This window comes from Halomonas sp. DP5N14-9 (genome assembly GCF_019802175.1).
Classification (GTDB): Bacteria; Pseudomonadota; Gammaproteobacteria; order Pseudomonadales; family Halomonadaceae; genus Halomonas; species Halomonas litopenaei.
In genome coordinates, this window is the sequence record NZ_JAHVHR010000035.1 from 238,504 (window position 1) to 260,454 (window position 21,951).

The window sequence follows — 21,951 nt, forward strand, 5'->3', positions numbered from 1 at the left end:
TCCATCCGACCGCCTGCGGGCGGTCTGACGTCATTCAGACTTTCCTCAGTCAGCAATCAAGGGATCTTCTCCCATGTCGATCATTGCCCAGCACGGTGACATCTTCATCCTACTGGCCTGCGCGTTCGGTTTCTTCATGGCCTGGGGCGTCGGTGCCAATGACGTGGCCAACGCCATGGGTACCTCCGTAGGTTCACGGGCGGTCACCATCAAGCAGGCGATCATCATCGCCGTCATCTTTGAATTTCTCGGTGCCTGGCTGGCCGGTGGCCAGGTCACCGAAACCATCCGCAAGGGCATCATCAATCCGGCCCTTCTGGAAAACGACCCCCAGTTCCTGGTCTACGGCATGCTGGCCTCGCTGCTGGCCGCCGGCACCTGGCTGCTGATCGCTTCGATGAAGGGCTGGCCGGTGTCCACCACCCATTCCATCGTCGGTGCCATCGTCGGTTTTGCCCTGGCCGGGCTCGGCATCGAGGCGGTGGGCTGGGGCAAGGTGGGCCAGATCGCCGCCAGCTGGATCGTCTCGCCGCTGCTCGCGGGCTCCATCGGTTTCATGCTGTTCAAGTCGGTGCAGCGACTGGTGTTCGAAGCCGACGACCCGTTCGCCGCTGCCAAGCGCTATGTGCCGATGTACGTGTTCCTGGTGGGTTTCATCGTCGCCATGGTGACCCTGACCAAGGGCCTCAAGCACGTGGGCCTACACCTCGCTCCGTTCGAGAGCCTGCTGATCGCGGTGCTCTTTGGCCTGGCGCTGATGGGCCTGGGTATCTGGCGCGAGCGCAGCATCGGCCGTAGCCAGCGCAAGACCGACTCCTTCGGTTTCGAGGGTGTCGAGCGAGTGTTCGGCGTGCTGATGATTTTCACCGCCTGTGCCATGGCCTTCGCCCACGGTTCCAACGACGTGGCCAATGCCGTCGGCCCTCTGGCCGCGGTCATCAGCGTGGTGCATGAGCATGGCAGCATCGAAGGCGCCTCGGCGGTGCCCTGGTGGGTGCTGGTGCTGGGCGGTGGTGGCATCGTGGTCGGCCTGGTGACCTATGGTCACAAGGTCATCGCCACCGTCGGCACCGGCATCACCGAGCTGACCCCGAGCCGTGGCTTCGCCGCCACCCTGGCCGCCGCCACCACCGTGGTGCTGGCCTCGGGAACCGGCCTGCCGATCTCGACCACCCACACCCTGGTGGGTGCGGTGCTGGGCGTGGGTCTGGCCCGCGGTCTTGCCGCCCTCAACTTGCGGGTCATCGGTACCATCGTGATGTCCTGGCTGATCACCCTGCCGGCAGGGGCGGGCCTTGCGATCATGTTCTTCTTTATGTTCAAGGGGATCTTCAACTAGGCAAGGGATCTTCAACTAACGGGTTGGAAAGGGGCTATAGGGCGATCATGTCGCTCACTCCTCCCCCCCACGACGGCGCCTTCGGGCGCCGTTGTCGTGTCTGGCGTCCGCAGCTGCGCAGGTGGCAGCAGGGCGTAACGGGCGGGGCGGGTGTGGGTCGATAGCAGGCTCTGATATAGTGAGAACTCCTTTCTCCTTGTCCGCCGCAGCAGGTCCGGTCCTTGAACACGTCCTTTTCCTTCGTCGACTGGTTTCGCCATTCCTCGCCCTATATCAATGCCCACCGTGGCCGCACCTTCGTCGTGCTGGTCGAAGGAGAGGCGATGGCGGCGGGGCGAGGGGAGTCGCTGATCCAGGACCTGGCGCTCTTGCACACCCTGGGGGTCAAGCTGGTGGTGGCCTTCGGCATTCGCCATCAGGTACACAGCGTGCTCGAAGCCGAGGGTATCTCGCCGGTGCGCCATCAGGGGCGCTGGGTCGCCGACGAAACCATCATGGCCAGGGTCGAGCGGGTCGCCGCCGAGCAGCGCCTGTGGCTCGAGGCGCGGCTGTCACTGGGGCTGCCCAACACGCCGCTGCACGGTATCGAGTTGACCACGGTGTCCGGCAATCTGGTCATGGCCAAGCCCCTGGGGGTGCGTGACGGCGTCGACTTCCAGCGTTCCGGCGAGGTACGCCGGGTCCGCTCGGGGGCGGTCAGAGCCCTGCTCGAGCAGCACTCGCTGGTACTGCTGCCGCCGCTCGGGTTTTCCAGCACGGGCGAGGTCTTCGATCTGGACGCCGCAGAGGTCGCCCAGCAGGTGGCAGTGGCGCTGAAGGCCGACAAGTTGATCCTGCTGGGGGAATCCGACGGTCTGCGCGATGACAGCGGGCGGTTGTTGCGACAGCTGTCTCCGGCGGAGGCGCGGCCGCTGCTGGACGACGCCTCTCTCGGTGAGGAGCGCGCACGCCACCTGGGAGCCGCCTGCGAGGCGGCGTCCCATGGCGTCGCACGCACCCACCTGTTGTCCTGGCGCGACGCCGACGCTCTGCTGGGCGAACTCTTCACCCGTGACGGCGTCGGCACCATGATCACCCAGCATCGCTACGAACAGCTTCGAGCGGCGGGCGTGGAGGATATCGGCGGGCTGCTGGAACTGCTGGATCCGCTGGAGAAGCGCGGCATGCTGGTCCCGAGATCCCGCGAACGGCTCGAGCACGAGATCGACGACTACCTGGTGATCGAGCGTGATGGCATGGTCATCGGTTGCGCCGCCCTGCACCGTTTCGACGACGCCAACGTCGGTGAGCTGGCCTGCGTGGCGGTGCACCCGGACTATCGTAGCGGGGCCCGTGGTGAACGCCTGCTGGCAGAGATCGAGCGTCAGGCCCGGCGCCAGGGCATCGATCGTCTGTTTGCCCTGACCACCCACACCGCCCACTGGTTTCTTGAGCACGGCTTTGTCCCCTCGGCGCTCGATGAACTGCCACCGCTGCGACGCGACGCCTACAATCATGCGCGGAAGTCGAAGGTAATGAGCAAGGCCTTGTAGGGGGTACCAGGGAAGGTGCTCGTCGACGTTTCGGCCAACCATTACGGCGTCTCCATTTGGAGACGCCGTAATTGTTTGTTAAGTAAGGATATTTTGATTTTGACTCGTTTTGCGTCTGGATTTGGCGACGTTTGTTCAAGGGTCAGGCCTCGAAAGTCGGCCATGACGCTCAAGATGGCTGTGGTTGGCGATTTTTGATAATTTTAAGTTATTGATAATAAATAAGTTGCTTTGTTTTTGGCACGGTGATCGCAATAGTCTTGGCGAGCAGGGAAGGTGGCGATCAAGTGTCGTTGTCCTTCCGGGATCGGCGGAGAAATCACTGCCCTGTGCGACTCCGACGAACCCAGCGCCTGCTCCGCGTGATGTGCGACACAAGGTTGCGATGAGACGGCACCGGCCGATCAGGCATGGAGAGGTGTCGTGAAGAGCAAGGATGCTCTGGCAAGGAAGCCGACCCCTTCGGGGGAGTCTTTCGCTCCGCCGCCCAGGCGACGGAGCCAGAACGAGGCAGGATGGGAGACCATCCAAGAGGTGAGATCAAGTTCCTGGTAACGACGATCCCACCTTGGCTTCGGGCCCTTTGGGCCACCCGAAAACCGTTCAATGGGCGGACCAGGCCATCGATTGATCTGTTTTCGACCCTTCAGTTCCCTGCGTATTCGGGCCGGCCTAGCCGGCCCCTTTTTTTTCATACGGTTTTTTGCGAAGTCGGCTGAGCGTTTGACGCGGGGGTAATGGGCCAACTCTGGTATTCTTCTGGATGGATTGATGGACGCTTCATTCACCTTCCTTCACAGAACTCTGGTCATGACCTCTGCTGCCACGCGCCGTTGGCGCCCCCGCTCGTTGTTGCAACTGGTGCTGCTGGCCTTCGTGGTGGTCATGCTGCCGCTTGGTGTGCTGATGTACCAGGCTGGTCAGGCGCTGTCGGAGCTGTCGCGGCTGGCCGAGGTCAGCGCTCGTCAGGCGGTGTCCGAGACACGTCGGGCACGCACCCTGGGGTCGCTGGCGGTGGAAATGGAGCGTGGTGCGCGCCAGTACGCGGTGATCCAGGAAGAAAGCCTGCTCGACATCTATGCCGATCGTCTGGCCGAGTTCCGCGAGTTGCTGGCGCGTCAGCGCCTGCTGCTGCCCGATGACCCCGACATCCAGGCGCTGGAACGCCTGCTCGACGAACTCGCGACCCTGCCGCAACAGCCGTCGGAGGCCTACGCGGCTTCGCTCGACGACTTTGTAGCTTTTTCCCGACACGTCGAGGGTATGCGCCAGGCCACCAACAGGCGCATCGATCTGCGCCTGGACGCCATCCGTGAACGGGCTCGACAAGTTCAGCAACGCCTGTGGTGGCAGACCGGGGCGCTGGTCTCGGCGAGTCTGATGCTGATGCTGTTGTTCACCCGCTTGATCATACGCCCGGTGCGTCAGCTCGAGCGGCGCATCCTCGGCATCGGCAGTGGCTATCAGGACAGCCAGCAGCGCCACGTTCAGGGTCCTGCGGAGCTGGTGGCGCTGGGCGAGAGGCTCGACTGGTTGACCCATCGCCTCGAAGAGCTCGAAGCCCAGAAACAGCAGTTCCTGCGCCATATGTCCCATGAACTGAAGACACCGCTGGCCAGCGTTCGTGAGGGATCGGCGCTTTTGTCCGATGGCGTGGCCGGTGAGTTGAGCCCGCGTCAGCGTGAAGTGCTGGACCTGATCGACGCCAGCGGCGCCGAACTGCAGCGCCTGATCGAGCAACTGCTCGACTATAATCTGTTGCAGCACCACCGCAGTGCGGCCATCGAGCGCCTCGACATGGCCACGGTGGCACGCGAGGTGCTGGCCAAGCATCGATTGAGCCTGCAGTCCAAGGAAATGGCGGTCGAAGTGTTCTCGGGCCCGCTGCAGTGGCGTGCCGATCATCAGGCCACCGCCCGATTGCTCGATAATCTGGTGTCCAACGCCGTGGCCTACGGTGAGGATGGTGGCAAGCTGCTGATTCGCGCCCGTGCCCGCCACGACAGGCTCGAGCTCGAGGTAGCCAACACCGGTGAGCCGATCGCCGAGCAGGATCGCGACCACCTTTTCGAGGCCTTCTACCAGGGACGAGCACGACGCAAGGGTGCGCTCAAGGGCTCCGGCATCGGACTCTCCGTGGCGGCTGACTGCGCTCGTCTGCAGCACGGCCGGCTCGAGCTGATCGATGATCCCGAGTGGCCGGTGTGCTTTCGACTGACGCTGCCGGCAGCACCACCGGAAGATGGCCGACATTACGGCCTACATAACGATACAAGGCCCGCATTGACGGGTCAGGACGCAAGGAATCTGACGCTATGAACTCAAGGGGTGTGACCCTGACACCTCGACGCTCGCTTACCCGAGTTGTCGGCCCTGCCGCTGTTGTCAGTCTGATGCTGGTGATCAGCGGTTGTGAAATGCTGCCTATCGAGTCAGTCGGTGACGAAACACCGGCGGTCGAAGCGCTTGATCTGACCACCTGCCATGCAGAGGTGCCGACCTTTGCCGAGTCTTCTTGCATGTTGACCGACTGGATCGCCTTCGGTCTGGCCTCCCAGCGTGGCGATCGCCAGTGGCGTGACGCCATGCTGGCGCGGCTGGAAGGTCATGCGCCCGAGCAACGCCTGGGGCGCGCCGTGGCCTTGAGCTGGGGCAGCGAAGCCCAGTGGGACCAAGCCTCGGAGCTTTACAAGGCGGATCTGAGCCTGGCCCCCGCTGAACTCCAGCCCCTGCTGCGCTACTGGCTCAACGAACTCGAAGGGCGGCGCGCCCTGGATGACCGCGCCGGTCGCCATCATGGCGAGGTGGCTCGGCTACGCCAGGAAAACAAGGAACTGGCAGACAAGCTCGATGCAATGACTGCCATCGAGCAGAACATCAATCTGCGACAGCAGGCGGAATGAGAGCAGAGCACCAACCAGCGACAGCGGATGGAGTGAAATTGTGGAGACGGTGATATGAAGCAAGTCGCAGCGACCGCGAACGCCAGGACATCGGCCCATGTACTGCTGGTAGACGATGATGTCAGCCTGCTGAAGCTTCTGGGCATGCGCCTGGAAAGCCGCGGCTACCGGGTGACCACCGCCGAGAGCGGTCGCGAGGCACTCAAACGGCTGGAAGAAGGGCGGCCGGATCTGGTGCTGTCTGACCTGCGCATGGATGAAATGGACGGCATGGCGCTGTTCCAGGATATCCAGCGGCGCATGCCCGGCCTGCCGGTGATCATCCTGACCGCCCATGGCTCGATTCCGGATGCGGTCAGCGCCACTCGCCAGGGCGTGTTCAGCTTTCTGACAAAACCGGTGGACCGCGAAGAGCTGTTCGGTGCCATCGACGATGCTCTGTCCAATACCGCCAGCAGCGGCGAAGGTGACGACAGCTGGCGCGACGAGATCATCACCCGCAGCCCTGAAATGGAGCGTATTCTCGAGCAGGCGCGGATGGTGGCGGGGTCCGATGTCAGCGTGCTGGTCACTGGACCATCGGGCTCCGGCAAGGAGCTGCTGGCCAATGCCATCCACAAGGCCAGCGCCCGCGCCGACAAGCCCTTTATCGCGATCAACTGCGGCGCGCTGCCGGAGCAGTTGCTGGAAAGCGAGCTGTTTGGCCACGCCAAGGGCGCTTTCACCGGGGCCATCAGCGAACACGGCGGGCTGTTCCAGGCGGCCGACGGTGGCACCCTGTTCCTGGACGAGATCGGCGACATGCCACTGGCGATCCAGGTCAAGCTGCTGCGGGTGTTGCAGGAGCGTCAGGTGCGCCCGGTGGGCTCCACCACGTCGGTGCCGGTGGACGTGCGGGTGCTGTCGGCGACCCATCGCGATCTGGATCAGGCCATGCATGAAGGCGAGTTCCGTGAGGATCTCTACTATCGCCTCAACGTGGTCAACCTGAAGCTACCGGCGCTCAAGGATCGCGCCGAGGATGTGCCGCTGCTGGTCAAGCATCTGGTGGCCCAGGCGGCGTCGCGCCACAAGCCCTTCGTCAAGGGGTTCTCGCCGGAGGCGCTCAATCTGCTGGCAACCTGTGCCTGGCCCGGCAATGTGCGTCAACTGGTCAACGTGGTCGAGCAGTGCGTGGCACTATCCAGTGCGCCGATGATCCCTGAAGCCCTGGTGGCCCAGGCGCTGGCGGCGGAAGACAACGCCATGCCGACCTTCAACGACGCTCGCGCAGGGTTCGAGCGTAGCTACCTGGTCAAGGTGCTGAAGATCACCGAGGGCAACGTGACCCAGGCGGCGCGCATCGCCGGACGTAACCGCACCGACTTCTACAAGCTATTGTCCCGCCACGAGCTGGAACCCGCCTCGTTCAAGCCGGGGGTGGCCAGCCCCTCTCGCTAGCCCGATGGGCAGGCTTGGTCCGATGGGCCGAGGCCCCGAAGATCCCCGCTCCGGCCCCGTCCGGCTGCTTCAGCCGGCGGCGGTTCGCCGCCAAGGTGCCGCCGGCAAGGTGCCGCCGGCAAGATACCGACAACCTAGGCCCCGTCGTCGTCCGACCGGTCGCCGGTGGCCTGCTTGCCTGCCGGCCATGTCTCGATCACCTCGACGTCCAGCTCGCCATCGGCGAGACGAGCGTGCAGTCGCTGGCCGGGCGCGGCCTGATCGGCACGGCGCACCGCCTGGCCGTCGCTGGCGGTGAGGATGGCGTAGCCACGACCTAATACGGCCAGCGGACTGACCGCCTGCAACTCCCGGGCGGCGGCTGCCAGGCGCTCGCGCCGATGGACCAGCGATAGCCGCTGGGCGCCGTCGAGACGGCGTCTCAAGCGGCTCAGTTGGCGCCGATTCTCGTCCAGGGTGAGTCCGGGCGAGCGCAGCGACAGACGGTGAGCCAGGTCTGTCTGGCGGCGCCGCTCGGCGACCACTCGACCGCTGATGGCGCGTCCGAGGCGTTCCTTCAGCTGGCCAAGACTATCGCGCTGGCGTGCGATCGCCTCGCCGGGGTGACGCAGGCGCGAGCGCAGGTGATCCAGCCGCTGGCCTTCCCGCTGCAACAGGCGTGCTTGTGCACCCTTCAGACGATTGTCTGCCTGGGTTAGCCGGGTCGTCAGTTCCTGGCGCGAGGGCACCAGACGTTCGGCGGCGGCGGAGGGCGTCGGTGCGCTGGCGTCGGCGGCCAGATCCGACAGGCTCTGGTCGGTCTCGTGGCCCACCGCAGACATCACCGGCAGGCGCGAGTGGTGGATCGCTCGGGCCAGGTGTTCATCGTTGAAGGCCCACAGATCCTCGAGACTGCCGCCGCCACGGGTGATCAGCACCACGTCCCGGGCCGGGTCCAGCGTCGCCTGGCGATTGAGCAGGCCCAGGGCGGCGATGATCGCGGGCGCCGCCTCGGCCCCCTGGACCGGTACCGGTATCAGGGTCACCGTGACCAGCGGCCAGCGTGCCCGGAGTACCGCCAGCACGTCGCGCAGGGCGGCGCCGCTGGCGGAGGTCAGCACCAGCAGATGTCGCGGGGGAAAGGCCAGCGAGCGAGCGTTGGTGAAGACCCCCTGGTCGCCCAGGCGTTGCTTGAGCGCCGCCAGGGCGGCGAGCAGGGCGCCGGCTCCGGCGGCCTGCACCGCCTCGACGATCAACTGGTAGTCGCCCCTGGGCTCGAACAGCGAGACTCGGGCGCGCACTCGCACCAGATCTCCGTCGCGCATGGGCGTCGACACAAAGCGTCCACGCGTGCGAAACAGCACCGCCTTCACCTGGGCGCGTTCATCCTTGAGGGTGAAGTAGACGTGCCCCGAGGCCGGGCGCGAGACCCCCGACAGCTCACCTTCGATCCACTGTTCGCCGAGATCGGCTTCCAGCGCAGAGCGCGCACGTCGATTGAGGTCGCTGACCGAGAGTACGTCCTGGGCGCTGTCCGACGTCGCTGTCATGGAGGCTTCCTGGGCTGTCATTGAAGAGAATCGGCGAGCATCAGCGACTGGCAGGACAGCGCTGGCAAGTGACAGGTTACCAGAGGCCAGGTCGCCGCTTCAGCAAAGTCGAACTACGCTTAACGGGACAGGCGGGCAACCGGTCTGCCTTGCACGCGCCGCTGCGACGGAGGAGGACACATGTCGGGTCTTCGCGCGCCCGATATCGGGCCTATCGTGGGGCACACCACGGCACATAGCTGTCGGCTGTGGGTGCGTGGTATCGCGCCCAGTGATGACGGCGTCGACCTGACCGCGTCCTTGCGAACCGTGGGCCTGCTGGCGGTGGTCGAGGACAATGGCTCGCCCCGCCTGATCGATGGGGATCCGTCCCGCCCCCACGCCTTCTATTTTCGTCTGCACCGGGAATTCGACCGCACCGGGACCTTCGAACTGGGGGCCGAAGAGGGCCTGGGAGCGATCGATGGCGTGGCGCCTCTGGGGCAGCCCGATGGCGTTGTGCCTTTGACGCCGGATACCCGCTACAAGGTGCGTGTCGCGACCCTCACCCTGGACGACACGACGCCTGACGTGGAAAGCCTGAGTGACGCCCAGATCGCCGCCAGGCTGCCCGACGTCAACGGCATGGCGTCGCTGCTCGCCGATCTCGATGGCGAGCTCTGCGAGGCCGAATTCACCACCTTCGCCGCTGCCGTGGAGCCTCGACTGGCCTTTCTGCTGGGGTCCTGTCGTTATCCCGGTACCCTGTGGAAGACCAAGGAAGCCGATCGCATCTTCGGTCCCATGGCCAGCCACCTCCGGCGCCGAGGCAGTCGGCCGGCGGCGCGCTTTAGCCTGTTGGTAGGCGATCAGATCTATGCCGATCAGTACCATCGCCTCGTGCCGATCGGTCGTGCCGACACCTACGCCGAGTTCCAGCAGCGCTACAGTGAAGCCTTTGGCTCGCCGCGAATGCGGCACTTTCTGAGCCAGGCACCGGTGTACATGATCCTCGATGACCATGAGATCGAGGACAACTGGCACAGTGATCGGCTGCCCGACAAGCGCGAACTGTTCGATCTCGCCATCGGCGCCTACATGAGCTATCAGTGGTCCCACTGCCCGCGCAGCTTCGGGCGTCATCTGCACTACCACTTCGACTGCGGTGGTTATCCCTTCTTCGTCTGTGACACCCGTACCCATCGTACCTACGGTCGCGAGAACCGGGTGATGGACAACCACCTGCTGGGGCGGCCCAGTATCGATCCCCAGCATCCCTCCCAACTCGATCGACTGCTCAAGTGGCTGAGCGATCAGCAGGCCCAGTGCGGCGCGGCGCCCAAGTTCGTCGTCACCTCCACGGTGTTCGCCCCGAGCCCGCTGGATGAACGGCTCGATCCGGCCCTGGATGGCCATGACGCCCAGGCGCCGACGGATCTGGTGCGGACCAACCTCTCCCGGCGTGTCGAGAGCGATAGCTGGTCGGGGTTTCCGGCCACCCGCAAGACCTTGGTCGAGCATATCGTCGAGGCAGGCATCGACAATGTGATCTTCCTCAGCGGCGACGTGCACTGCGCCAATATCGCCGAGATGGTGGTGGAGGGCGACGGCGGCGAACCAAGACGGCTGTACGACGTCACCTCCTCGGCACTGTACTGGCCGTTCTTCTGGGCCGACGGGGACCCCAACGGCTTTGTTCACGACTCCCGTCTGCCCGGCCAGGTGGATGGTTTTCCGCTGTTTGATGGTGACGTGACGCTGCACTACCGGGCCTTTGGCTTCTATCAGCAGGAAAACTTCTGTCGCCTGGAGCTGGACCGCGCTCACCACCGTCTGCGGGTCAAGGTGATCGATCGCTACGGCGATGAAGTCAGGGTGACGGACCCCGATGGCTCCGTGGTGCCCTATAACGATCTGGCGCTGGTGCCCTGGTAGCGAGCGATATGGCCGGTAGCGGCAGTGTCGAAAGCGGGGCTGAAGGGCGCTGGGCTGGAGAGCGCTCGTCGGAAGAGTGCTCGTCGGAAGAGTGCTGACGTGCCGGTCGCCAAAGGGCGGGCGGCCCGGACGACAGGCGCAAGAGCAGGTCCTTTCCTGGAGAAATGGCGGTGAATACGACTAACCCCATGCTGGCGGGATTGCTGTTCGAGGAAACCATGCGAGGCCATTTTTCGCTCGGAAGCCAGGCGCCCGAGCGTGGTGAACGGCTGGGGCATACAGAAGGCACCGAACTGGCCCTCCACGCCAAGGTCCAGATCAACGACATGGGCGCCTTCCTGGCCGACGACCGCCACCACGGCAGGCTGGGTGGTGTCGTCGATTTTGCCCCGCTGGGCCTCGGGCTGGTGATTCTCGAGGGCGACTTTCAGTTGTTTTCCCAGGGCCCCGGGGCGGGGCGTCAGATGGTCTACGATGCGGTTCTGGAACTGGATGAGCGGCGATTGTTCCTGCACGGGGTGAAGCGGGTCAACGACGATCCGGGGCCTGATCTCTGGCGCGATACCACCACCCTCTATACCACCCTGCACGAGGGTGAGAGCGCCACGGCCGACATTCTCGGGGCGGGCATCCTGCACCTGGGCGTGGCCGAGTTGATGGCCATGCTCAAGACCATGACGCCGACGGGCCAAGGGGACCTGCGCACGGTGGCGGATTTCGGTCGCTTCTTCTTTGGTGAACTGTGGCACCTCTATGCGCCCTGGGTCATTCGCCGGGGGCCCGAGGCATGAACTACGGCGCCATCGTGGTGGGGTCAGGGTTTGGTGGGGCCGTGGCGGCCTGCCGGCTCGCCGAGGCCGGGCTCAAGGTACTGGTGCTTGAGCGCGGAAGACGCTGGGAGCGCGAGGACTTTCCCCGGGGGCCGGATGATGACTGGTGCTTCGATGTGGACGCCCCTCGGGAGCGTCATGGCTGGCTCGACCTGCGCTTCTTTTCGCGCATGGCGGTGGCACAGGGCGCTGGCGTGGGTGGTGGTTCGCTGGTCTACGCCAATGTCTCGGTGCCGGCTGAGCGCTTCGCCTTCGACAGTGGCTGGCCGGAGGCGATCGACTTCGATGAGCTCGTCCCCTACCAGGACCGGGTAGGCAAGATGCTGGAGGTGGCCGAGGTCCCCGCGGGCCAGGTCAGCGAGCGTTATCGACTGGTCCAGGAGGCCGCCGTGCGCAGCGGTGACGGCGATCGCTTTCGCCCCTTGCCGCTGGCGGTGCGCTTCGACCCCGACTGGAGCTATCGGCTCAGTGAGCCTCACCACCGTCGACACAGTCGGCAGACCATCAACGTCCACGGCAAGGAACAGGGGACCTGCATCCACTGCGGCTATTGCGATATCGGCTGCCCGGTGGGGGCCCGCAACACGCTCGACCTGAATTACCTGGCCCGGGCCGAGCAACTGGGGGCACAGGTCCGTCCACTGAGTATGGTGCGCTCACTGGTGCCTGAGTCCGGGGGCTATCGGGTGACCTTTCAGCATCTGGAAGGCGCGCCGACGATCCGTCACGAGCGCGCCGAGCGAGTGATCCTTGCCGCCGGCTCGCTGGGGTCCACCGAGCTGTTGCTGCGGGCCAGGGACCAGTATCGCACCCTGCCGGAACTGTCGCCGCTGCTCGGCCATCACTGGTGCGCCAATGGCGATTTCCTGACCCCCGCGATCTACCCGAACAGACGCATCGATGCCTGTCGCGGGCCGACCATCAGCGCCGCCATCGACTATCTCGACGGCAGCGACGGCGGTGAGCGCTACTTCGTCGAGGACGGCGGCTACCCTGACTTGATCGCCCACGCCTTGACGCAATTGCTGTCGCGCTCCGCCACCGCGAGCATGTTGCGGGGTGGCTGGCGTGCGGTGCTGGCCGAGGCGCTCAAGGAGAATGACCCCGATCGCTGCCTGATGCCCTGGTTCGGCCAGGGCATGGACACCGCCGACGGGGTGCTGAGGTTGACGCGGCGTTGGCTGGAGCGAGAGCCGTCGTTGAGCCTGGACTATCGGGTGGCCGCGTCGCGAGCCACGGTGCAGGCGCTGTGCGAACGCCACAAGCGCCTGAGCGCGGCCACCGGAGGCGTCGCCATTGAGCCACCGAGCTGGCGCCTGCTGGACTATTTGATCACCCCGCACCCACTGGGCGGTTGTCCCATGGGAGAGAATCGCTGGGACGGGGTGGTCGACCATGCCGGGGAGGTGTTCGGCTATCCGCGACTGTACGTGCTCGACGGTGCCATCGTGCCGCGCGCGCTGGGGCTCAATCCCTCGCGCACCATCGCCGCCCTGGCCGAGCGCGCCATGGTGCGGATGCTGGCCTAGCAGACGGAAGCGGCGACCCACCGGGAGGTAACATCATGGCCCGCGAGATCCCCCTCTACACCCTCGACGGCGTTGTCGACGCCGAGGTCACCCAGCACGGCTTCTGTACCGAGGACGGCCTGGGGCTGTCGCTGCTGCGCTTTCGTCGTGGCCAGGGGCGCATGGCGGTGATGATCGTTCACGGTCTGACCACCTCCAGCGACATGTTCATCCAGCCCGAGCATCGCAATCTGGTCAGCTTCCTGCTCGACGAAGGGGTCGACGAGGTGTGGACGCTGGACTTCCGCATGAGCAACCGCCACCCCTACAACCTGCAGCCCAACCGCTACTCCATGGATGACTGTGCGCTGTTTGATTTTCCCGCGGCGGTGGCAAAGATCCGGCAGGTCGCCGGTGACGACGTCGAGCTGCACGTGATCGCCCATTGTCTCGGCTCGATGGGCTTTGCCATGGCACTGTTCGGCAGAACCGTCAGCGGCATTCGCTCCTGCATCCTCAACAGCGTTGCGCTGACGCCCCATGTACCGCGCTGGTCGAGGATCAAGGGCCACATCTTTCCCTTCGTGATCGAGCGCATCTTCCAGCAGCCCTACGTCAGCCCGCGCTGGAGCGAGGATCCAAGATTCACGCTGGGCAAGCTGTTGTCGAAAGGCGTATCGCTGTTCCACCGCGAATGCGACGTGCCGGCCTGCCATATGCTGTCACTGATGTGGGGCACCGGCTGGCCGGCACTGTACAACCACGAGAATCTGGACGAGCGCACCCACCGGCGGGGTGGTGACCTCTACGGCCCGGTAGGGCTCAACTACCACCGGCATGTCTTGAAGATGCTGGGCCGGGGCCATCGCACGGTGAAGATGCGCGAGGCGCCCGAATACGCCGCGCTACCCGACGACTACCTGCTCGAGGCGCGCCGCGTCGATACCCCCTGCCTGTTGCTGACGGGACGCGACAATCGCGTCTTCACCGACAGCAACGTGCACTGCCACCGGGCCCTGGAGGAGGCCGCCCCGGGGCGCCATGAGCTCGCGATCATCGACGGCTACGGTCATCAGGACGTGTTCATGGGCGCCCGGGTCGACCGTGAGGTCTTTCCCCGGTTGATGACGTTTCTGAACGCCCACACTTGAGCCCAGGCGCCACGCCAGAATCTAGTTGCCGTCAGGCCCTGAGGCGGCGATGGGCCCAGCCCACCAGCGGCGGCAGCGCCACCAGCAGAACGGTGATGCGCAGCAGATGGTGGGAGGTGACGAAGGCCGGTTCGATGTTCAGTGACAGCGCCACCAGGCTCAGCTCCGGCGCCCCGCCCGGCATGTAGGCCAGCAGTGCCGCGGCCACCGAGATGCCGGTCAGCGCCTGGCCGACCCAGGCCGCCGCCACCGCCAGCACCACCAGGATCAGCGCCTGGACCACCGCCAGACCCAGCTGGCGCGCCATGTCGGACAGCGCCACGCCGACGAAGCGCACGCCCACCGAGGTGCCGATGACCACCTGAGCCAGGGCGATCAGCGCCGGTGGCAGCACCGCGTGGGTCAGCCCGGAAAAGTGCAGCAGCGACGACACCAGCGCCGGGCCGAACAGCAGGGCGTTGGGCAGGCGCAGCACCCGGCCGACCACGGCGCCGAGCGCCGCCGCTACCACCAGCCAGGCGGTGCCGGCGAGCGAGGGTAGCTGGCTCCACTGGGCCGGCCCGTTGCTGGCGCCGGCCAGATCCACGTGGCCGAACAGGCCGAGGATCGGTGGAATCGCCAGCAGCAGCACCAGGATACGCACCGCGTGGGTGATACCGACGGCACGCAGGTCAGCGCCAGACTCGTGGGCCATCATCAACAGCGCCGACAGTCCGCCCGGGGCGCCGGCGTAGAGCGCGGTGTCCAGCGAGTGACCGGCCACGCGGTAGCTGAAGGCCACCGCCACCACCATCATTACCGCGGTGGCGGCGAGCATGATTGCGGCGCTGGCGGCCCAGGCGGTGATATCGCCGGACAGCTCCGGGGTGAAGGCCGAGCCCAGCATCACCCCGATGACCACCAGAACCCCCTTGCGCAACCGTCCCGGCGAGCCCAGGCGCACCCCGGCGAGGCTCGCCAGGGTGGTGGTGATCAGGGCGCCGAGTAGCCACGGAAGCGGCAGGTCGATCAGGTAGGCGATGACCCCGCCCAGGCCGCCCAGGGCGAGGGTGGGCAGGAAGCGCCAGGCGCCGGGGGGAAGGAGTGTGGGGGCGGCGGGCATGGCGTCTCCTGTGTGCGTTGCCTGTACTCTGTGCACAGGTGGTGGTGATCGAGCCTGACGACGGCGCGCGGCGCCAGATGGCGCCGCGCAGGGACTACACGAGGGCTACATTAAGGGCTACACAAGGGCTACGCAGGGGCTTCGTGCGGGCCATATAAGAGCGATGCCAGGGCCTTTGCCGGGGCGACTCGAGCATGGCCCTGAAGCCCGTTGCATCAAGCCTGACTCGAGGGCCGTTGCTTGAGCAGCTTGGGTACCAGCCAGGGCAGTACCAGCAGTGCCGAGGCGGCGATCCACAGCGACAGCGAGATGCCGGACTGCCACAGGATGGCGGTGTCACCACCGCTGATCGCCAAAGCCCGACGCAGGTTCTCTTCCATCAGGCCGCCCAGCACGTAGCCGAGGATGACCGGCGCCAGCGAGAAGCCGAGCTTGCGCAGCAGGTAGCCGAAGACACCGATGACGAGCATCAGATAGATGGCGGTCAGGTCGGAATGCAGCTGATAGACCCCGACGAAGGATAGCACGGCGATGGCCGGCACCAGCACCCAGCGCGGGATGGTCAGCACCTTGGCGAAGACCCCGGCCAGCGGCAGGTTGAGCGCCAGCAACACCAGGTTGCCGATGTACAGCGAGGCGATCAGGCCACCGGCGACCTCCGGGTTGTCGGTGAACATCATCGGACCCGGGGTGATGTTGTAGAGCATCAGCGCGCCGAGCAGCACCGCGGTGGTGCCGGAGCCGGGGATGCCCAGGGTCAGCATCGGTACGAAGGAGCCTGCGGCGGAAGCGTTGTTGGCCGCTTCGGGCGCCGCCAGGCCACGCATGTCGCCGGTGCCGAAGGTGTTGTCCTTGTCCACCAGCCGCTTTTCGGTGGTGTAGGACACCGCCCCGGCCACCGAGGCGCCAGTTCCCGGCAGTACGCCGATGATGAAGCCGAGCACACCGGAGCGTAGCATGGTGCCCTTGCAGGCCATCACTTCCTTGAGGCTGACGAATACCCGGCCCAGCGGAGGCAGGGTGTCATCGACGTCGTCGCGATGGGCGTGCTCGAGCATCAGCAGGATCTCGCTGATGGCGAACAGGCCGATGATCATCACCACGAAGTCGATACCGTCATAGAGCTCCGGCATGCCGAAGGTGTAGCGCATCACGCCGGTGCCGGAGTCGACGCCGACGGTGCCGATCAGCACGCCGAGCACGGCGCCGATGGCAGTCTTGATCGGGTCCTTGCCCATCATTACCGACATCGACGAGAAGGCGAACACCATCAGCGCGAAGAATTCGGCGGGACCGAACATCACCGCCACCCGGGCCAGCAGCGGGGCGAACAGGGTCAGGCCGATGATGGCGATGGTGGCGCCGACAAAGGACGCCACCGCCGACAGGCCCAGCGCCGGACCGGCCAGGCCACGCTTGGCCAGCGGATGGCCGTCGAGGGTGGTCATCACCGCGCCGGCGTCGCCGGGCACATTGAGCAGGATGCTGGACATGCGCCCGCCGTACTCGGCACCGGTGTAGATGCCGGCCAGCAGGATCAGCGCGGATTCGGCGGGCAGGCCCAGGGTGTAGGCCAGCGGCATCAGGATGGCGATGCCGTTGATTGGCCCGATGCCCGGCAGGGCGCCGAACAGGGTGCCCAGCAGCGCGCCGAGGAAGGCCAGGCCAAGATTGAGCGGCGTCAGGGCGACGCCGAAGCCTTCAATAAGAAAGTCGAACATGGGAACACCTTGATCAGGGATCGGTGGCGGTCAGGGCTGGGGCCGCGCTGGCAGCTAAGCTGTTACAGGAGCTGGCTTCAGGACGGCGGTTCGCGCTACCACGGCAAGCCGGGCAGGCCGATGCCAAGGCCATGAGTAAACAGCCACTGGCCGCCCAGCGCCATCAGCACACCGGTGGCCACGGCCTTGAGCGGACTGGCCTCGAACAGCCAGGCCAGGGCGGCGATCACCAGCATCGAGCTCAACAAAAAGCCCAGGCGCGGGAACAGCACGGCGTAGACCAGCAGCAGCACCAGCACGCCGACCAGGCGCAATCCCAGGCGCTTGTCGGGCCAGTGGCCGTTTTCACCCGGACGTATCACCAGAACCAGCGACAGCAGCCCCAGCAGGATGGAGAGCCCCAGCGGAAAGGCCTTGGGGCCGACGGGGTCGTAGCTGAAAGGCACCTCGAGGGACAGGGCGTTGACGGCGGTAAACGCCGCCAACCCCATCAGGGCGATACCTAGACAGCGGTCGGCGGCGATTCTCATTGGGTCAGACCCACTTCCGTGGCCAGCTCCTTGAAGCCGGCGACCTGATCCTTGACGTAGCCGTCGAAGTCGTCACCGAAGCGGGCCATGGGGAACAGTCCGCGGGCTTCGCGCAGCTCGGCGAAGGTCTCGTTGCCGGCCAGGTTCTCGAGGCGCTCGACCCAGGCCTGGTAGGCCTCGTCGCTGACCTCGGGGCCCATGTAGTAGCCGCGCCAGATCGGCCACTGGACGTCGTAACCCTGTTCGGCGGCGGTGGGAATCTCGGCGTAGGGGCCGCCCATGCGCTCCTCGGACAGCGCCGCCAGCACGCGGATGTCGCCGCTCTCGAGCTGGGACTTGAGCTCCGACAGGTCACCGGAGAACACCTGGATATGGTTGCCGAGCAGTGCGGCCAGGGCTTCACCGCCACCCTCGAAGGCCACGTAGCGCAGGCTGCGCGGGTCGACGTCGGCGGCCTTGGCGGTCAGCGCGGCCTTCATCCAGTCCTGGCTGCCCACGCTGCCGCCGGCGCCGAAGGCGACCTGGGTGGGGTCTTCCTGCAGTGCCGTCATCAGCTCATCCAGGGTCTGCCAGGGCGCGTCGGCCTTGACCACGATGGCGCCGTAGTCGACCCCCAGGGCGCCGACCCAGCGCACTTCGCTGGCGTCGTACTGGCCGAACTTGCCCAGCGCCAGGTTGACCGCAGCGCCGGTGCTGGCGGCGACGATCAGGTTGGGGTCGTCGGTGCGCACGCCGTTGACGTGGTTGTAGGCCACCGCACCGATGCCGCCGGGCATGTAGGTGACCAGCATCGGGTCCTCGATCAGGCCGGTCTCGAGCAGGCCATTGGCGGCTAGCCGGCAGGTCAGGTCGTAGCCACCGCCGGGCTTGGCCGGGGCGATGCATTCGGCCTCGTCGGCGGCCTGGGCGGTGCCGACGCTGAGGCTGGCGCCGAGCAGCAGGGCGGCGGGCAGAGCTGTGATATTCTTCATGCGGACTCCTGACAACTATTATTATGGATTGATGAAACCGGGGTGCTTTAACGTGAGAGATGCTAGGCCGACTAGCTTTCATCAACCTGTCATGCCCTCCCTGCCTGGATAAGACATTAGTCGCATGCGCCTTCTCGTCGTCGAAGATGATGCCCTCATCAGCCGCTCGCTGGTCGAGGCCCTGACCCCCCTTGGCAATACCGTGGAGGTGTTTGCCTGCTGCAGTGATGCCAGGGCGGCGCTGCGCCAGGGTGGGGTCGACCTGATGCTTCTGGACATCGGCCTGCCCGACGGCGACGGCCTGTCACTGCTGGCCGAGTTGCGTGACGCGGGCGATCGCACCCCGGTGATCATCCTGACCGCCCGGGACGCCCTGGATGACCGGGTCAGGGGACTCGACCTGGGGGCCGATGACTACCTGGCCAAGCCCTTTGAACTGGCCGAACTTGAGGCGCGGGTGCGCGCGCTGCTCAGGCGCAGCCAGCAGCGTGCCGACAACCGTCTTGGCCTGGGACCCTTGTCCTTCGATCCGGCCAGTGGCGCCGCCAGTCTGTTCGGCGAGCCCATGGCGCTACCCCATCGCGAGCTGCTGCTGGTCGAAAGCCTGTTGCTGCACGCTGGAGCCATCGCGCCTCGCGAGACCCTGGAGGGGCGACTTTTCGGCTTCGGCGAGGTGGGCTCCAACGCCCTGGAGGTCTACGTCAGCCGGCTGCGCAAGCGGCTCAAGGGCGCAGGTCTGCGTATCCGCACCTTTCGCGGACTTGGCTACCGTCTGGAAGAGGACGACGGGTGATCGAGGTCGATGGATCACTCAAGCGTCGGCTCGGTGGCTGGCTGGTGGTCACCGTCGGAGTGCTGGGGCTGGCGCTGATGGTGGAGGCCTGGGTCAGCAGTCAGCGGGCGGCGGCGCGGGCCTTCGACGCCCAGTTGCAGGCGGCGGCGCTGACCATCGCCGAGGCGGTGCGCTGGCAGGACGGCATCCCCCAGGTGGTGGTGCCGGCGGCGGCGCTGCAGATCCTCGCCACCGACAGCCAGGCGCGGGTGTTCTACGCGGTGCTCGACGATGAAGGCAGGACGCTGTCGCGTAACTGGCCGGTGGACATCCCCACCACCTGGCAGCAGGCGCTGGATGAAGGCGGTATGTCGCGGGACCTGACCACGACGCTGGGAGAGCTGCGTCTGCATGCCCAGCGGGTGGCCTCGGCGGGTTGGGTCACCCAGCTGCCGGTGCAGGTGTGGGTCGGGCATACCCTCGAGGGGCGTCGAGCCCTGGCCCGCTCACTGTTCGAGCGTTCGCTGTCGCGCTTTATTGCCATGGTGCTGCTGACCGGGGTGCTGATGGGCTTGACCATGCGCGCGGCGCTGTCTCCCCTGCGCCGCCTGCGCCGCCAGATTCGTGGACGCGGCGCCGATGACTTCAGTCCGCTGGCGGCCAGGGTGCCCAGGGAGCTTCATGAGCTCGCCCAGGCCTTGGACCACCTGTTCGCCCGTCAGCGCCAGGGACGCGAGGATCTTCTGCGCTTCACCGCCGACGCCAGCCACCAGCTCAAGACGCCGCTGGCGGGACTCAAGACCGTCAGCGAGCTGGGCCTTCGCAGCAGTGATCCGGATGAATGGCGCCAGGCGCTCACGCGCGTTCACGCCCGGGCCGAGGACACCAGTCGACTGGCCGGCCAATTGCTGTCGCTGGCGCGACTGCGCCACCTCGACCGGGAGACGGCGCTGCCTGCGCTCGACCTGGGTGAGCTGGTACGCGACGTCGCCCTGGACTGGGCGGCGCGGGAGCGGGCGGCGGAGCATGACCTCGGGCTTGGCAGCCTGCCAGCCGAGCCGCTGAAGGTCTGTGTCGAGGACTGGGCACTGCGCGAAGCCCTGGGCAACCTGATCGACAACGCCCTGCGCTACACGCCGACAGGTTGCGAGATCACCCTGCATCTGTCGCGCGAGGGCGACTGGGCGCGGTTGTCGATCGTCGATGACGGCCCCGGTGTCGCCGACGCGGCGCTGGCGACGCTGGGGCAGCCGTTTCAGCGGGGTGGGCGTCAGGACACCGAGGGCTCTGGACTGGGCCTGGCCATCGTCGATACCACCGCCCGGCGCATGGGCGCCCGCGTGCAATTCGCCAACCGCTCGCCGCAGGGACTCGAGGTGGTGCTGTGGCTGCCGCTGGCGAAGGACGAACAGGATGTCACCGGAGCCTTTGCGGCCGGCGTGAATCCAGGAGAGAGTACTTGATGCCCCTGCAGCCTGGACAACGCCTTCGATCCTGTGGACGTCTCCCGGCCCGCTGTGCGACGCAGGTCACACGGCGGCAGCCCCTGGTGGCGTCGCCGTGCCTGCCCCTTTTACTGCTCATGCTCATGCTCGTGCTGCTGGGCGGCTGTCACAGCGGCGACAGCCGCACCCCCTCGGACGATGATCCGCTGGTGATCTCGGCGGCGCTGGATCTTGACGTGGTGGCGCCGCTGCTGGACGCCTTTCGCCAGGCCTACCCTCAGATTCCCCTGCGCTTTGAGGATCGCACCACCCGGGAGGTGGACGACAGCGTGGTGGGACATCTCGCTGGGGGCGGGGCAGAGGGCGAAGGGACGAGCAGAGCGCCGGACGTGGTGATCAGCTCGGCGATGCCGTGGCAGATGGCCCGGGTCAATGAAGGACTGGCGCGGCGTCTGAACGGGCCGGAGATCGAGCGCTGGCCCGAGTGGGCGCGCTGGCGCGACGAGGTCTTCGCCTTCACCTTCGAGCCGGTGGTGATGGCCTATCGGCTGGATCTGTCGCGGCATATGCTGCCGCCCCAGACCCATGGCGACCTGCACGCACTGCTGGCGACCCAGGCCCGCTGGCTGACGGGCAAGGTGACCACCTACTCGCCGCTTTCCAGCGGGGTGGGCTACACCCTGGCCCAGCAGGATGCGCGCTACTCCTCGCGCTTCTGGGAGCTGGTCGGCGCCATGGGGCGTGTCGATACCCGCCTGGAGACGACCACCCGGGCCATGCTCGAAGGGCTCAGCCAGGGACGCTACTGGCTCGGCTACAACCTGCTGGGTTCCTACGCCATGGTCTACGCCCAGGAACATCCCGAGGTGATCGTGCAGGTGCCCAGGGACTATTCGCTGGTGCTGATGCGCATGGCCTTCGTGCATCGCGATGCCCCCCACATCGAGGCCGCCGAGACCTTCGTCAGGTTTTTGCTGAGTCAGCGTGGCCAGCGGGTGCTGGCGGGGCAGACGCCACTGTTCAGCGTGCTGCCGGGGGTGACCGGCCCCTACACCGCCGCCAGGCTGCGCACCCAGGTGGGGGAGCGGCTCTACCCGATACTACCCAACGCCACCTTGCTGGCCTTTGTCGATCCTGCCCGCCGGGAGGCCTTCACCGACCACTGGCGAGCGCGTTTTCAGGGCGAGCAGGCGTTGGATGAAGCGGTCGAACGGGGTAGCGGGGCGCTGGCGCCGGAGTAGACGGCGGATGGCAACCGAGGAGC

17 protein-coding genes are annotated in these 21,951 nt (G+C 66.2%); 12 read left to right on the forward strand and 5 right to left on the reverse strand.

The window, feature by feature from the left end:
- Positions 1 to 73 precede the first annotated feature (73 nt).
- From KUW00_RS20805 to glrR, 5 genes are all read left to right on the forward strand, one after another.
- Positions 74 to 1,339, forward strand: coding sequence for an inorganic phosphate transporter (locus tag KUW00_RS20805; RefSeq protein ID WP_045991099.1), 1,266 nt, complete (start codon positions 74 to 76; stop codon positions 1,337 to 1,339).
- 221 nt (positions 1,340 to 1,560) lie between these two features.
- A complete protein-coding gene (gene argA, locus KUW00_RS20810; RefSeq protein ID WP_213228518.1) occupies positions 1,561 to 2,871 on the forward strand; it encodes an amino-acid N-acetyltransferase in 1,311 nt (436 codons plus the stop codon).
- 810 nt (positions 2,872 to 3,681) lie between these two features.
- Entirely contained in the window at positions 3,682 to 5,190 is a 1,509-nt protein-coding gene (locus tag KUW00_RS20815) for a sensor histidine kinase (protein ID WP_222570035.1), read from the forward strand.
- Entirely contained in the window at positions 5,187 to 5,774 is a 588-nt protein-coding gene (locus KUW00_RS20820) for a hypothetical protein (RefSeq protein ID WP_261392290.1), read from the forward strand. Before KUW00_RS20815 ends, KUW00_RS20820 begins: the two co-directional genes overlap by 4 nt.
- Before the next feature lie 54 nt (positions 5,775 to 5,828).
- On the forward strand, positions 5,829 to 7,214 hold the full coding sequence (gene glrR, locus KUW00_RS20825) for a two-component system response regulator GlrR (RefSeq protein ID WP_045991097.1): 1,386 nt from the start codon (positions 5,829 to 5,831) through the stop codon (positions 7,212 to 7,214).
- 134 nt (positions 7,215 to 7,348) lie between these two features.
- On the opposite strand, the gene xseA is transcribed toward glrR, so the two are convergent.
- Entirely contained in the window at positions 7,349 to 8,743 is a 1,395-nt protein-coding gene (gene xseA, locus KUW00_RS20830) for an exodeoxyribonuclease VII large subunit (RefSeq protein WP_222570036.1), read from the reverse strand.
- A gap of 180 nt (positions 8,744 to 8,923) precedes the next feature.
- Between xseA and KUW00_RS20835 the strand changes: the two genes are divergently transcribed.
- The 4 genes from KUW00_RS20835 to KUW00_RS20850 all read left to right on the forward strand — a co-directional run bounded on the left by KUW00_RS20835 (position 8,924) and on the right by KUW00_RS20850 (position 14,146).
- Positions 8,924 to 10,657 (forward strand): alkaline phosphatase D family protein, encoded by a 1,734-nt coding sequence (locus tag KUW00_RS20835; protein ID WP_222570037.1) that lies wholly within the window; start codon positions 8,924 to 8,926, stop codon positions 10,655 to 10,657.
- 170 nt (positions 10,658 to 10,827) lie between these two features.
- Positions 10,828 to 11,448, forward strand: coding sequence for a hypothetical protein (locus KUW00_RS20840; RefSeq protein WP_222570038.1), 621 nt, complete (start codon positions 10,828 to 10,830; stop codon positions 11,446 to 11,448).
- Entirely contained in the window at positions 11,445 to 13,016 is a 1,572-nt protein-coding gene (locus KUW00_RS20845) for a GMC oxidoreductase (RefSeq protein WP_222570039.1), read from the forward strand. The genes KUW00_RS20840 and KUW00_RS20845 overlap by 4 nt, the downstream gene beginning before the upstream one ends.
- Before the next feature lie 35 nt (positions 13,017 to 13,051).
- Positions 13,052 to 14,146, forward strand: a complete 1,095-nt coding sequence (locus KUW00_RS20850; RefSeq protein WP_222570040.1) for an alpha/beta fold hydrolase — start codon at positions 13,052 to 13,054, stop codon at positions 14,144 to 14,146.
- Between the two features lie 31 nt (positions 14,147 to 14,177).
- Here the strand turns inward: KUW00_RS20850 and KUW00_RS20855 are convergent, their stop codons facing one another.
- From KUW00_RS20855 to KUW00_RS20870, 4 genes are all read right to left on the reverse strand, one after another.
- Positions 14,178 to 15,248 (reverse strand): AbrB family transcriptional regulator, encoded by a 1,071-nt coding sequence (locus KUW00_RS20855; RefSeq protein WP_045991092.1) that lies wholly within the window; start codon positions 15,246 to 15,248, stop codon positions 14,178 to 14,180.
- Between the two features lie 215 nt (positions 15,249 to 15,463).
- Positions 15,464 to 16,969 (reverse strand): tripartite tricarboxylate transporter permease, encoded by a 1,506-nt coding sequence (locus tag KUW00_RS20860; protein ID WP_045991091.1) that lies wholly within the window; start codon positions 16,967 to 16,969, stop codon positions 15,464 to 15,466.
- A gap of 95 nt (positions 16,970 to 17,064) precedes the next feature.
- Positions 17,065 to 17,499, reverse strand: coding sequence for a tripartite tricarboxylate transporter TctB family protein (locus KUW00_RS20865; RefSeq protein ID WP_222570041.1), 435 nt, complete (start codon positions 17,497 to 17,499; stop codon positions 17,065 to 17,067).
- Complete coding sequence (locus KUW00_RS20870) at positions 17,496 to 18,470, reverse strand: Bug family tripartite tricarboxylate transporter substrate binding protein (RefSeq protein ID WP_108449946.1); 975 nt, start codon at positions 18,468 to 18,470, stop codon at positions 17,496 to 17,498. Before KUW00_RS20870 ends, KUW00_RS20865 begins: the two co-directional genes overlap by 4 nt.
- A 124-nt stretch (positions 18,471 to 18,594) precedes the next feature.
- On the opposite strand from KUW00_RS20870, the gene KUW00_RS20875 reads away from it, so the two are divergent.
- From KUW00_RS20875 to KUW00_RS20885, 3 genes are all read left to right on the forward strand, one after another.
- A complete protein-coding gene (locus tag KUW00_RS20875) occupies positions 18,595 to 19,263 on the forward strand; it encodes a response regulator (protein ID WP_045991089.1) in 669 nt (222 codons plus the stop codon).
- Positions 19,260 to 20,705, forward strand: coding sequence for a sensor histidine kinase (locus KUW00_RS20880; RefSeq protein ID WP_222570042.1), 1,446 nt, complete (start codon positions 19,260 to 19,262; stop codon positions 20,703 to 20,705). The genes KUW00_RS20875 and KUW00_RS20880 overlap by 4 nt, the downstream gene beginning before the upstream one ends.
- A gap of 125 nt (positions 20,706 to 20,830) precedes the next feature.
- Positions 20,831 to 21,928: an ABC transporter substrate-binding protein gene (locus KUW00_RS20885; protein WP_261392292.1), complete on the forward strand. Its 1,098-nt coding sequence runs from the start codon at positions 20,831 to 20,833 to the stop codon at positions 21,926 to 21,928.
- Positions 21,929 to 21,951 lie beyond the last annotated feature (23 nt).

Excerpts from the sequence above, each read along its gene's own strand:
- KUW00_RS20815 (WP_222570035.1), top strand. The coding sequence starts at position 3,682 with ATGACCTCTGCTGCCACGCGCCGTTGGCGCCCCCGCTCGTTGTTGCAA.
- KUW00_RS20820 (WP_261392290.1), top strand. The coding sequence starts at position 5,187 with ATGAACTCAAGGGGTGTGACCCTGACACCTCGACGCTCGCTTACCCGA.
- KUW00_RS20850 (WP_222570040.1), top strand. The coding sequence starts at position 13,052 with ATGGCCCGCGAGATCCCCCTCTACACCCTCGACGGCGTTGTCGACGCC.
- KUW00_RS20860 (WP_045991091.1), bottom strand. The coding sequence starts at position 16,969 with ATGTTCGACTTTCTTATTGAAGGCTTCGGCGTCGCCCTGACGCCGCTC.
- KUW00_RS20865 (WP_222570041.1), bottom strand. The coding sequence starts at position 17,499 with ATGAGAATCGCCGCCGACCGCTGTCTAGGTATCGCCCTGATGGGGTTG.
- KUW00_RS20870 (WP_108449946.1), bottom strand. The coding sequence starts at position 18,470 with ATGAAGAATATCACAGCTCTGCCCGCCGCCCTGCTGCTCGGCGCCAGC.
- KUW00_RS20845 (WP_222570039.1), top strand. The coding sequence starts at position 11,445 with ATGAACTACGGCGCCATCGTGGTGGGGTCAGGGTTTGGTGGGGCCGTG.
- KUW00_RS20805 (WP_045991099.1), top strand. The coding sequence starts at position 74 with ATGTCGATCATTGCCCAGCACGGTGACATCTTCATCCTACTGGCCTGC.
- KUW00_RS20885 (WP_261392292.1), top strand. The coding sequence starts at position 20,831 with ATGCTCGTGCTGCTGGGCGGCTGTCACAGCGGCGACAGCCGCACCCCC.
- xseA (WP_222570036.1), bottom strand. The coding sequence starts at position 8,743 with ATGACAGCGACGTCGGACAGCGCCCAGGACGTACTCTCGGTCAGCGAC.
- KUW00_RS20835 (WP_222570037.1), top strand. The coding sequence starts at position 8,924 with ATGTCGGGTCTTCGCGCGCCCGATATCGGGCCTATCGTGGGGCACACC.
- KUW00_RS20855 (WP_045991092.1), bottom strand. The coding sequence starts at position 15,248 with ATGCCCGCCGCCCCCACACTCCTTCCCCCCGGCGCCTGGCGCTTCCTG.
- glrR (WP_045991097.1), top strand. The coding sequence starts at position 5,829 with ATGAAGCAAGTCGCAGCGACCGCGAACGCCAGGACATCGGCCCATGTA.
- KUW00_RS20875 (WP_045991089.1), top strand. The coding sequence starts at position 18,595 with ATGCGCCTTCTCGTCGTCGAAGATGATGCCCTCATCAGCCGCTCGCTG.